The following is an 11,874-nucleotide window of genomic DNA, read 5'->3' as shown; positions in this document are numbered from 1 at the left end:
CTCATATGATTTTATGCCAGGCGGCGTAGAGTGAACACAGGAGGTCAACATGACACTGAAATATGTAATCGTTCAACAGCCTGCCACCACAGCACAGCTGTTTCTGCTCTACCATGGCGTTGGCGATAACCCGGATTCAATGGGCGAGATTGGCAACTGGTTTGCCCGAACGTTTCCCGACGCGCTGGTGGTGTCCGTCGGCTCGCCTGGTGCGAGTCGTCAGTGGTTCGGCGAAACCGATCTGCACGATCAGACCGTCCAGCAGCGGGTTGATGCGGCCATGCCGCAGTTTGTTGGGTCTGTGCGTCACTGGCAAAAAAAGAGCAGCGTGCGGCCGGAAGCGACAGCCTTAATCGGCTTTTCGCAGGGCGGCAGTATGGTGCTGGAAGGGGTTAAGGCGCATCCGGATCTGGCGGGCCGCGCGGTGGTGTTTAATGGCCGGTTTATTACCCTGCCGGAGAAGGCCAGTACCCGCACCACCATTCACCTGATCCACGGTGATTATGATGAGCAGGTCCCGCTGCACCATGCGCAGCAGGCGGAGCATCGGCTGACCGCCTGCGGTGGCGATGTTACCCTGGATATCGTTGACGATCTGGAACACGCCATCGATCACCGCAGCATGGAGCTGGCGCTGAATCATCTGCGTTATACGGTGCCAAAACGCTACTTTGATGAGGCGTTAAGCGGCGCAAAACCGGGTGACGATGACGTTATCGTGATGATGTAAAGAAGCCCCTGCGCAAGCTCGATCTTAACGCTGATGAGAGCTGAATTTGTGAAGAACCATAAAAAAGCCCCTGCATAGCAGGGGCTTTTTCGTTTACTTCTTCTTCGGCCAGTTGTCGTCGTCATCCCATTTATCGTTGAAATCACGATGCGGCGGCAGGTCAGGTTTGTTATCCATAAATTTTTTATGATCGATGCGTTTCAGATCTTTATAAACGTTCATCAGCACGCCAACCATCAGCAGGATCACCAGGATCCACCAGTAATCTTTAATAAATTCCATTTGCTGCTCCTTAAAACCGCCGTCAGGCGATCAGTTGTTCCATGATGCGTTGGTACATCCGGCTCAGCATCTGCAGGTCGGAGGCTTTCACACACTCATTGATTTTATGAATGGTGGCATTCACTGGCCCCAGTTCCACCACCTGTGCACCCATCCGGGCAATAAAGCGGCCATCGGAGGTTCCGCCCGTGGTCAGCAGCTGCGGCTTAATTTCATTATAGTGCGCTACAGCTTTCACGACGGCATCAACCAGCTTACCGCGCGTGGTCAGGAAGGGCTGGCCAGAGAGTTTCCACTCAATGGTGTAACGCAACTGGTGACGATCCAGCAGCTCTGCGACCCGCTGACGAATCATCTCATCGGTGAGTTCGGTGCTGAAGCGGAAGTTAAACTGCACAAACAGCTCGCCGGGGATCACATTGTTACTGCCGGTGCCCGCCTGGACGTTGGCAATCTGCATGCTGGTCGCCGGAAAGAACTCATTCCCCTGATCCCACTCGGTCGCGACCAGCTCGTTCAGCGCGGGCATCGCCCGGTGAACCGGGTTATCCGCCAGATGCGGATAGGCGACGTGGCCCTGCACGCCATGCACCATCAGGTTAGCGGTGATTGAGCCGCGACGGCCATTTTTCACCACATCACCTACCACTTCCGTGCTGGAGGGCTCGCCGACCAGGCAATAGTCGAGCCGTTCGCGGCGCGCCATCAGCCGCTCAACCACTTTAACCGTGCCGTTGGCCCCGCTGGCCTCTTCATCAGAGGTAATCATAAAGGCGAGTCGCCCTCGGTGATTGGGACGCACTGCAACAAAACGTTCGGCAGCCACCACCATTGCCGCCAGCGATCCTTTCATGTCGGCCGCGCCGCGACCGAACAGCATGCCGTCGCGGATGGTGGGTTCAAACGGCGGATTAATCCAGCGGCTGGCATCGCCAGGCGGCACCACATCGGTGTGACCGGCAAACGCCAGCGTTTCACCTTCGCCACGGGTGGCCCAGAAATTCAGGGTGTCGTCGATGTTCATCGTTTCAATCTTAAAGCCAATGGCTTCAAGACGGGCGATCAGCAGAGCCTGACATCCGGCATCATCGGGGCTGAGAGAGGGGCGACGAATAAGCTGCTGCGTCAGCTCAATGACCGGGCAAAACATATTATGACTTCTCCTGGATAGCATTCTGATAGGTGGCTTCGCTGAAACCGGCGAGCAGGGCGCCATCCGGGGCGCGCAACAGCGGACGCTTAATCATGGCGGGATGCGCCAGCATCAGCGCTTTGGCGCTGCTGGCATCGGTAACCGCGTCGCGATCACTCTCAGGCAATTTACGCCAGGTGGTGCCCCGGGTGTTAAGCAGAGCCTGATAACCCAGTGCATCGATAAACTCCTGCAGCAGGACATCGTTCAGGCCATCCGCACGGTAGTCGTGGAAGTGATAGTCAACGCCTGCGTCTGTTAAAAAGCGCCGGGCTTTTTTTATGGTGTCGCAATTTTTAATCCCGAACATCACCCACTGCGTGCTCATTGCCCGATCCTTATTGTCCTGTGAGAAGTGAAGCTGAAAAAAGCAGCCAAAGTGCGAGTTTACCATAGTGTGATCCGTTGCGGCATCTGCACAGGCGCGGGAATCGGGCCATAGAGCACGGCAGCGAAGTCATCGTCTGGCATCGGGTAAACGCTATCAATTTCGCAGCTAACCATTACCCTGCTTATCAATAAGAGCTTAGGAATTTCGCCATGTTGATAAAATAGTCTACCGCTGGGTTTAAAATAAATTATTTTCAACGGGGTTAAGGAGTTGCTGAAGTGTGCGTCAGCTTGCAAAACCAGCAACATTCATGTTTTTATGGCGTATGCCGATAGATATAACAGGTGTAAACGTATTCACCTGTATAAAAAAAGAGCGTAACATTGCCAGCACAATAAGAGAGGGCATTATGATTGACACCGAAATGGGAACCTGGAAAGAATTTATCGAAGCGATGTTACGCAACAAGTAACGCGCGAAGAAAAAGCAGGTTAATCCCGCTTGCTGGAATTCTTACCACACACAGAAATAAGGCGGCCACTGATATCAGTGACCGCTTTTTATTTGCGCCTCTACTTAGTCGAGCGGCTTCTCTTTGAGCGGGAAACGGCGGCGTACCAGTACAAAGAACAGCGGCACAAAAAAGATCGCCAGCAGTGTGGCAGAGATCATTCCGCCCATCACACCGGTTCCTACGGCATGCTGGCTGCCGGAGCCCGCTCCGCTGCTGATCGCCATGGGCAGTACACCAAAGATAAAGGCCAGCGAGGTCATCAGAATCGGCCGCAGGCGCTGACGCGATGCCTCCAGCGTAGATTCCACCAGCTCGCGTCCACGGCTGTTGATCTCATTAGCAAATTCTACAATCAGGATGGCGTTTTTGGCGGATAACCCCACTACCGTCAGCAGGCCAACCTGGAAATAGACGTCATTTTCCAGCCCACGCATCCAGGTGGCGATCAGCGCCCCGACCACGCCCAGCGGCACCACCAGCATCACCGAGAACGGGATCGACCAGCTTTCATACAGCGCGGCCAGGCAGAGGAACACCACCAGCAGCGAAATCGCATAAAGTGCCGGTGCCTGCGAACCGGAGAGCCGCTCCTGATAAGAGGCACCGGTCCACTGGAACCCGACGCCCAGGGGCAGGGCATTAACCAGTTTTTCCATCTCATCCATCGCCGTGCCACTGCTGACGCCACTGGCCGCTTCGCCGACAATCTCCAGCGATGAATAGCCGTTGTAGCGTTCAAGACGCGGGGAACCGGTCTCCCAGCGGCTGGTGGCAAACGCGGAGAAGGGCACCATTTTGCCGCTGCTATTTCGCACGTACCATTTGTTGATGTCGTCTGGCAGCATGCGGAATTCAGCGGCAGCCTGCACATAGACCTTCTTCACCCGGCCACGATCCAGGAAGTCATTCACGTAGCTGGAGCCCCACGCGGTGGTCAGGGTGTCGTTGATGGTATCCAGCGACACGCCCAGCGCCTGCGCTTTACGTGCATCAACATCGATCTGCAGCTGCGGGCTGTCATCCAGTCCATTGTGCCGTACCCGCGACAGCGCGTTGTCATTGCCCGCCATCTCCAGCAGTTTGTCACGCATCGCCATCAGTTGGGTATGACCGACGCCCGCGTGATCCTGCAGTTGCAGGTCAAAGCCGGAGCTGCTGCCCATGCCGGTGATGGCTGGCGGGCTGCTGGCAATCACCCGGCCCTCTTTGATCTTCTGGAATGCCTTCGTCGCGCGATCGATAATCGCGAACGAGGTGCGATCGGAACCGGGCCGCGCTTCCCAGTCTTTCAGCCGCACAAACAGACGCGCCACGTTTTGTCCATTGCCGCCCGGACCTGCGCCGATGGTGGAGAAGACCGACAGCACGTTGGCCTTCTCCTCGGTGAGATAATAGTTTTCAACTTTGGCGACGACGCTGGCAGTTTGCTCAAGCGTCGCGCCTGCCGGAAGCTGAACCTGAGTCAGGAATACGCCGCGATCTTCCAGCGGCAGAAACGACGTCGGCAGACGCAGAAACAGAAAGGCCATCAGGCCGATGATGCCGAGATAGAGCAGCAGCCAGCGACCGCCCTTACGCAGGATACCCGCGACCCCGCGCTCGTAGCGGTCAGCATTGCGATTAAAGTGACGATTGAACCAGCCGAAGAAGCCGCGACGCTCAGGCTGCTCGCCCTGCGCCACGGGTTTGAGCAGCGTGGCACAGAGCGCCGGTGTCAGGATCATCGCCACCAGCACCGACAGCACCATCGCCGACACAATGGTAATTGAGAACTGACGGTAGATGGCGCCGACGGTGCCGCCGAAAAACGCCATCGGCACAAACACCGCAGAGAGCACCAGCGCGATACCCACCAGCGCGCCCTGAATCTGGCCCATCGATTTTCGGGTGGCGGCACGCGGCGAGAGTCCCTCTTCATGCATGATACGTTCAACGTTTTCCACCACCACGATGGCATCATCCACCAGCAGCCCGATTGCCAGCACCATGGCAAACATGGTCAGGGTATTGATGCTGAACCCGCAGGCATAGAGCACGCTGAAGGTGCCGAACAGCACCACCGGCACTGCAATAGTAGGAATTAAGGTGGCACGGAAGTTCTGCATAAACAGGTACATCACGCCAAATACCAGCACAATCGCCTCCAGCAACGTCTTCACCACATCTGTGATTGACGCTTTAACGAAAGGGGATGTTTCATAGGCGATTTTTGCTTCCAGACCGTGCGGGAAGTAGTGGGACAGCTCCTCAATGCGCGCCCGCACCAGCTTATCGGTGTTCATCTCGTTGGCACCGGATGCCAGCTTCACCCCCAGGCCTGACGCGGGCTGGCCGTTGTAACGACTCAGATAATCATACTTCTCAGCGCCCAGCGCCACGCTGGCGACATCGCCCAGCGTCACCACCGAACCATCGGGATTGTTCTTCAGGGTAATCGCCCGGAACTGCTCAGGGGTCTGCAGCATCGACTGGGCGTTGACCGTAGCGTTAAGCGCCTGTTTCTCTACCGACGGCAGGCCACCCACCTGACCCACGGCAACCTGGGTGTTCTGCGACTGGATCGCACTGACCACATCTTCCGTGGTCAGCGAATAGGCGATCAGTTTATTGGGATCGAGCCAGATACGCATCGCATATTGCGAGCCGTAAGCGTCAACCTGGCCGACGCCATCAATACGGCTTAGCGGATCCTGAATATTACTGGCGACATAGTCTGAAATATCCTGCTTATCCATGCTGCCGTCGGTTGAAACGAATGCCACCATCAGAATATTACTGTCACCGGTTTTATTGACGGTTACACCCTGCGACTGCACCGCCTGTGGCAATTTTCGCAGTGCGGATTGCAGCTGGTTCTGTACCTGCTGACGGGCTTCATCGGGATTGGTCCCGGCGGTAAAGGTGAGGGTGATCTGTGCCTGGCCGGTGTTGCTGCTGTTAGAGGACATGTACATCAGATTATCGATGCCGGTCATGTTCTGCTCGATCACCTGGGTAACGGTGTTTTCCAGCGTCTGGGCGGATGCGCCCGGATAGTTAGCGGTGATGCGCACGTTGGGCGGTGCCAGATCGGGGTACTGTTCAATAGGCAGCGAAATAATCGAAAGCGTGCCACACAGGCACAGCAGAATCGCCAGAACCCAGGCAAAGATAGGGCGGTCGATAAAGAAATTCGACATTAAATCGACACTCCTCACTACTTTTATCGTTGGTCAGGCCCACCAGCAACGGGCGCTCTGGCAGGAAACTCGGCGGGTCTTTGCCACGTTTCTCCGCCGCCGTTTACTCTACGTGCGGCAGCGGGGGAAATCGTGGAGAAATTGAGGAGAAAATGTAAATTCGTTGGCTATTTGCGGCTTTCAAGCCACATCACCGTGGCGGCGACGCGTGAGCGGACATCCAGTTTCCGCAGCAGGTTACGAATGTGCACTTTTACCGTCTCTTCAGAGATATGCAGAATAGCGGCAACCTCTTTATTCGACAGGCCACGCGCCACCTCCTGCAGCACATCCCGTTCGCGCTCGGTGAGCTGACGCAGAGGATCGGCACTGTGCTGGCGATTAGCCAGATAGCGGGTGACGCCCTCGCTGAAGACCTTTTCGCCCCGTGATGCCTGCAGGATATGCGCCAGCAGGACCTCCGGCTCGCTGTCCTTGAGCAGATAGCCGTCAGCACCGGCATCCACCATGGCAAAAATATCGCTGCGGGCGTCAGAAACGGTCAGCACCAGAATGCGCGAACTGATCCCTTCATGGCGCAGCGCCTTCAGCGTATCCAGTCCGGACATGCCTTTCATATTCAGGTCGAGCAGAATGATGTCCGGTTCCTGATGGCGGGCCTCCGCCAGCGCTTCAGTGCCGTTGCTGGCTTCGGCGATCACCTCCAGCCGGGGATCCAGCGCCAGCAGCTGACGGACACCGCGGCGCATCAGCGGGTGGTCATCCACAATCATCAATGTTAATGCGGGCTGTTGCATATTTTCTCCGTTGCATTGGTTTCAGACTGCGGCAGATCAGACGGTATTGTTCAGGGACAACACCCTGTTCTGTATCGAATAGCCCGCGGTCGCAAACCGATAGATTATTTTAATGAATTAAGACCCGCTCTGGCCTGCTATTCCAGCGGGCGCGCCGGTTGCGGTGGAAAGCGCAACTCCACCCTGGTACCCCGTGGCTGTGCGTGGAGGGTCAGATGGCCGCTCAGGCGCTGAGCGCGCTCCGCCATAATAGTCAGGCCGTAATGGCCCGGCGGTTCCTCAGTGCTGTTCATCCCCACGCCATCATCGGTAATTGTCAGTAAGTGCTCACCTTTTTCACTGTGCTGATAATCCACCCGGATAACCTGCGCACTGGCGTGACGAATCGCATTCAGCAGCGCCTCACGGACGATCTGCAACACATGCACCTGCTGTTGTGCTTCCAGACTCTGCAGTCCGGTCTGATAGTTAAAGTGTATCTCTGCACTGCTCTTCTCCTGCAGCGAGGCGATCATCGCCTGCATGGCCGCCACCAGATCCGCCTGCTCAATGGTCAGACGGAAAGTGGTCAGCAGCTCACGCAGCTGACGATAGGCCTCGGCCAGCGCCTGATCGAAGTCCGCGATAATGGTATGGGCGGCGCTATCGTCTTTATCAACGGCGCGGCGCAGCAGGGTCAGCTGAATGCGTAAAAACGAGAGCGACTGCGCCAGCGAGTCATGTAATTCCCGGGCAATGGTCGTGCGCTCTTCAATCAGCAGCATCTGCTGATACTGCTGCTGTGCCTGCCAGATCCAGATAGCCCGTCCCAGCATCGCCGCCAGGCTGCGCATCAGTTCGTCCGGAGGCGAGGCACCAGCTGTCTGCCAGCGCAGCTCGCCAATCTGCTGCTCGTCCTGCTGTAACGGCAGACGTTGCCACTGACCGGCTGCCTGATCATCACCGGCACGAAACTGAAACTGGTCGCTGTCGAGCCGGATCGCCGTCAGTTTCTCGCGCGTCAGTACATTGGTTAACACGGCTTCAAACAGTGCCGGATGCAGCGGGCTGGCGGTCAGCATTTGTGAGCTGTCATAGAGTAGCGACAGCGTGCGATTCGCCTGGGTTAAATCTTCTGTTTTGGCGCGCACCGTGCTTTCCAGCAGCTGGTAGTGCGAATGCAGCCGTGCCGCCATGCCGCTGAAGGCATGCGACAGCACCCGCAGTTCATTCTGCTGCTCAACGTGCAGCGGCGGAAAAGCAAAGTTGCCGCTCTCTACGTAGCGACTGGCGGTGACCAGCGCATTAAGCGGGCGCACCACCTGCAGTCGGGTAAAGCGAATCGTCATCAGTGCCAGCGCCACAATCGCAATGACCCCCACCAGGCTGCTGGCGGCCACCAGATGCATTTTCAACTCGGTATAGCGTTGCAGACCCAGCACAAAGCGATCGATTTCACCGACGTAGATTGGCACCTGCTGCTGATAAGCCACGGTATCGCCCTGTTGCAACTGTTGCTGCAGCGAGGGCCAGGCGGCACGCAGCCGTTGATAGCGAACACTTACTTCACGGGGTACCCAGGGCCGATCAAGTTTTTGCAGCACCGGGGCATCCAGCGTTTGCTGATAGCGCGCCAGATGATGAGCCAGATTTTGCGGCTGACGGCTGGCATCCCAGGCCATGCGATAGCTCTGCATGCGCAGTGAACCCGCCAGATTGATCGCCTCCGCGTCGCGCTGGCTGCTCAGGAGCGTGACTAATGCCAGACCGGTGGTGAGCAGCGACAGCAGGACAATGGCGCTGAGCGCCTGAGCGATGCTTTGAGTTACGGAACGTTTAACAATCACATGAATGGCCCTGTTGAGAGTGCGGGAATTATAAGAGCGCATTAACGTAACGCAAATGATCCATTCCCTGTTTATCGCACAGGACGTTACACATCGCACATAAAATGACCGCAACTGACAGTTCCCAGGACGTGCTGCTGTTCAACGCTTAAAAAAGGAACAGGTTTACATCGTCCCGATGTTGCTTTTCATTGCAGCGCTAATAATTCATCCAGTCATCAACTCAACCCCGAACACAGATTAAGGAGCATCCAATGAAAAAGCTGAATGCTGTCCTGGCAGGCGCATTACTGGCTACCGCCTCATTTGCCACTTTTGCCGCCGCGCCGGTCGATCAGTCGCAGGCGCAGAGTATGCAGAGCATCGGTAGCGTTTCGGTCTCCGGCGTTCGCGGCTCGCTGGACGATGCGAATCGCCAGCTGTCGCAAAAAGCGGAAGAGATGGGCGCCAGCCATTACCGCGTTATCGGTGTCGATAACCCAGGCGACTCCAGCCTGTGGAGCGGCACCGCAGAGATTTATCGCTAACCCAACCCTCCTGTTTCCATCCCTGTAGCTTTTACCGGCCTGAAAATGGCCGGTTTTTTTGTTTTTGTGCATCAGGATGGATTCTTACAAATCAGCCTGTGCATCTGCCCGGTATATTTTGCTTCGTTCTTGCAGAACGGGTAGGATTCATCGCCGTAAATTCCCGCGCTGCCTGGCACTCACTCACAGGCAAACGCACAGAGGAAAATACCCCGTTTCACAGGGCATTACGCCTGAAATGGGGGCGACGACTGATAGTCAGGACAAACAGGAATGCTATGAAATCTAAAAACAAAACCCCAGGCGAGATGCGCGCTGCGAAACGACGCTGGCTCAACTCTCATGACGCCGGCTACCAGAAGGCGATGGGTAACCGTCACGTACAGATGATTGCGATCGGCGGTGCCATCGGTACCGGTTTGTTCCTGGGCGCAGGTGGCCGTTTGCAGGCTGCTGGCCCCGCCTTAGCCATCATCTATCTGGTGTGTGGCATCTTCTCCTTCTTTATTCTGCGTGCGCTGGGCGAACTGGTGTTACACCGTCCCAGCAGCGGCAGCTTCGTCTCCTACGCCCGTGAATTCCTGGGTGAGAAAGCCTCCTACGTGGCGGGCTGGATGTACTTCGTCAACTGGGCAATGACCGGCATCGTCGATATCACCGCCGTCGCGCTCTACATGCACTACTGGGGCGCGTTTGGTGATGTGCCACAGTGGGTGTTCGCCCTGGGCGCGCTGGCGATTGTCGGCACCATGAACATGATCGGCGTAAAGTGGTTTGCCGAGATGGAGTTCTGGTTCGCGCTGGTGAAAGTGCTGGCAATTGTGATCTTCCTGGTGGTGGGCGTGGTGTTCCTTGGCACCGGCAAACCGCTGGATGGCAACAGCACCGGCTTCCATCTGATCACCGATAACGGTGGCATGTTCCCGCACGGCTTACTGCCTGCGCTGGTGCTGATTCAGGGTGTGGTGTTCGCCTTTGCCTCTATCGAACTGGTAGGTACGGCGGCGGGAGAATGTAAAGACCCGAAAACCATGCTGCCGAAAGCGATCAACAGCGTGATCTGGCGTATCGGCCTGTTCTACGTTGGCTCCGTGGTCCTGCTGGTGCTGCTGCTGCCGTGGAACGCCTATCAGGCGGGTCAGAGTCCGTTTGTTACCTTCTTCTCGAAGCTGGGCGTGCCTTACGTTGGCAGCATCATGAATATCGTAGTGCTGAGTGCGGCGCTCTCCAGCCTGAACTCGGGCCTCTACTCAACCGGGCGTATTCTGCGCTCCATGTCGATGGGTGGCTCTGCACCGAAATTCATGTCTAAGATGAACGGTCAGCAGGTGCCTTATGCCGGTATTCTGGTGACCATCGCCGTCTATGTGATTGGTGTGGTGCTTAACTACTATGTGCCTTCTCAGGTGTTTGAGATCGTCCTGAACGTCGCCTCGCTGGGGATTATCTCCTCCTGGGCCTTTATCGTGGTTTGTCAGCTGCGTCTGCGCAAAGCGATTAAAGAGGGCAAGGCGGATGATGTCAGCTTCAAGCTGCCAGGCGCGCCGTTTACCTCATGGCTGACGCTGCTGTTCCTGTTCAGCGTGCTGGTGCTGATGGCGTTTGACTACCCGAACGGGACTTACACCATCGCCTCCATTCCGCTTATCGCGGTATTGCTGGTGCTGGGATGGTTTGGCGTGCGTAAACGTGTTCACGCCATAGCTGAGACCGAACAGGATCATCACGAAGAGGAGCCTCAGCCGACCCGACTGGCTGACGACACCTCACGCTGATAAGCGCTGCAGCAATCAGGCCAGCCTTCGGGCTGGTTTTTTTTTGGCGTAAACCGCCTCATTCACCGCGAGAATTAAGATAGTTTTCCCGCAAGCTTGCCCCTATGATGAAAGGCTCCCTTTATGCGGTAGCGGAGTCCTCATGTCGTTTAAGATCAACATCATCAAAGATAAGCTCCTGTCCGAAAACTGGTTTGTGCTGCGTAACTACACTTATGAGATCACCGATGGTCGTGGCGAGGTTATCCGCCATAAACGTGAAGTCTACGATCGCGGAAACGGGGCGACCATCCTGCTCTATAACCGTGAAAAGAACAGCGTGGTCCTGACGCGCCAGTTCCGTATCGCCACTTACGTCAACGGTAACGAGGGCGGCATGTTAATTGAAGCCTGTGCCGGCTTGCTGGACGACGACTCTCCGGAAGATTGCATTCGCAAAGAGGCGATTGAAGAGACCGGTTATGCGGTGGGCGAGGTGGAGAAACTTTATGCCTGCTATATGTCGCCGGGCGGCGTCACTGAATTGATCCACTTTTTCGCAGCGGAATATAATGAATCGCTGCGCGACAATGCGGGCGGCGGTGTTGAAGATGAGTCGATCGACGTGCTGGAACTGCCTTTCCCTGATGCACTGGCAATGGTCGCTGATGGCCGCATTCGCGACGGCAAAACCGTCATGCTGTTGCAGCATGCGCAGATTGCTGGCTGGCTGATACCATAA

General features: G+C 56.3%; 11 protein-coding genes. 5 read left to right on the top strand and 6 right to left on the bottom strand.

Features of this window, described 5'->3' with window-relative positions:
* Window positions 1-49: 49 nt before the first annotated feature.
* Window positions 50-730: an esterase gene (gene ypfH, locus LC417_RS17020; RefSeq protein WP_010259992.1), complete on the top strand. Its 681-nt coding sequence runs from the start codon at window positions 50-52 to the stop codon at window positions 728-730.
* A gap of 93 nt (window positions 731-823) precedes the next feature.
* Here the strand turns inward: ypfH and LC417_RS17015 are convergent, their stop codons facing one another.
* From LC417_RS17015 to LC417_RS17005, 3 genes are read right to left on the bottom strand one after another with little or no spacing between them, the layout of a single operon-like run.
* The gene (locus LC417_RS17015; RefSeq protein WP_003848800.1) at window positions 824-1,012 is read right to left on the bottom strand and encodes a YpfN family protein; all 189 of its coding nucleotides are present in this window, start codon (window positions 1,010-1,012) and stop codon (window positions 824-826) included.
* 22 nt (window positions 1,013-1,034) lie between these two features.
* Complete coding sequence (gene dapE / locus LC417_RS17010) at window positions 1,035-2,162, bottom strand: succinyl-diaminopimelate desuccinylase (protein WP_010671351.1); 1,128 nt, start codon at window positions 2,160-2,162, stop codon at window positions 1,035-1,037.
* A 1-nt stretch (window position 2,163) separates the two neighbouring features.
* Window positions 2,164-2,532: an ArsC family reductase gene (locus tag LC417_RS17005; protein ID WP_187492419.1), complete on the bottom strand. Its 369-nt coding sequence runs from the start codon at window positions 2,530-2,532 to the stop codon at window positions 2,164-2,166.
* A gap of 283 nt (window positions 2,533-2,815) precedes the next feature.
* On the opposite strand from LC417_RS17005, the gene LC417_RS17000 reads away from it, so the two are divergent.
* On the top strand, window positions 2,816-3,007 hold the full coding sequence (locus LC417_RS17000; RefSeq protein ID WP_010259981.1) for a hypothetical protein: 192 nt from the start codon (window positions 2,816-2,818) through the stop codon (window positions 3,005-3,007).
* A 104-nt stretch (window positions 3,008-3,111) separates the two neighbouring features.
* Here LC417_RS17000 and acrD read toward each other — a convergent pair whose 3' ends face one another.
* From acrD to narQ, 3 genes are all read right to left on the bottom strand, one after another.
* On the bottom strand, window positions 3,112-6,228 hold the full coding sequence (gene acrD, locus LC417_RS16995) for a multidrug efflux RND transporter permease AcrD (RefSeq protein WP_182500249.1): 3,117 nt from the start codon (window positions 6,226-6,228) through the stop codon (window positions 3,112-3,114).
* Between the two features lie 167 nt (window positions 6,229-6,395).
* Complete coding sequence (gene narL / locus LC417_RS16990) at window positions 6,396-7,025, bottom strand: two-component system response regulator NarL (protein ID WP_010259976.1); 630 nt, start codon at window positions 7,023-7,025, stop codon at window positions 6,396-6,398.
* A gap of 137 nt (window positions 7,026-7,162) precedes the next feature.
* Complete coding sequence (narQ, locus tag LC417_RS16985; protein ID WP_062758776.1) at window positions 7,163-8,851, bottom strand: nitrate/nitrite two-component system sensor histidine kinase NarQ; 1,689 nt, start codon at window positions 8,849-8,851, stop codon at window positions 7,163-7,165.
* Window positions 8,852-9,105: 254 nt separating this feature from the next.
* Here narQ and LC417_RS16980 point away from each other — a divergent pair, with 254 nt between their 5' ends.
* The 3 genes from LC417_RS16980 (at window position 9,106) to nudK (ending at window position 11,874) form a co-directional block, all read left to right on the top strand.
* Window positions 9,106-9,378: a DUF1471 domain-containing protein gene (locus LC417_RS16980; protein ID WP_010671356.1), complete on the top strand. Its 273-nt coding sequence runs from the start codon at window positions 9,106-9,108 to the stop codon at window positions 9,376-9,378.
* Between the two features lie 278 nt (window positions 9,379-9,656).
* A complete protein-coding gene (gene ansP / locus LC417_RS16975; protein WP_010259970.1) occupies window positions 9,657-11,153 on the top strand; it encodes an L-asparagine permease in 1,497 nt (498 codons plus the stop codon).
* A 142-nt stretch (window positions 11,154-11,295) separates the two neighbouring features.
* Window positions 11,296-11,874, top strand: coding sequence for a GDP-mannose pyrophosphatase NudK (nudK, locus tag LC417_RS16970; protein ID WP_031592577.1), 579 nt, complete (start codon window positions 11,296-11,298; stop codon window positions 11,872-11,874).

The sequence above is a fragment of the Pantoea sp. OVA07A genome (genome assembly GCF_019969975.1).
Taxonomy (GTDB): domain Bacteria; phylum Pseudomonadota; class Gammaproteobacteria; order Enterobacterales; family Enterobacteriaceae; genus Pantoea; species Pantoea agglomerans.
The sequence above is the reverse complement of the archived record's forward strand: the minus strand, read 5'-3'. Positions and strand labels throughout refer to the sequence as shown.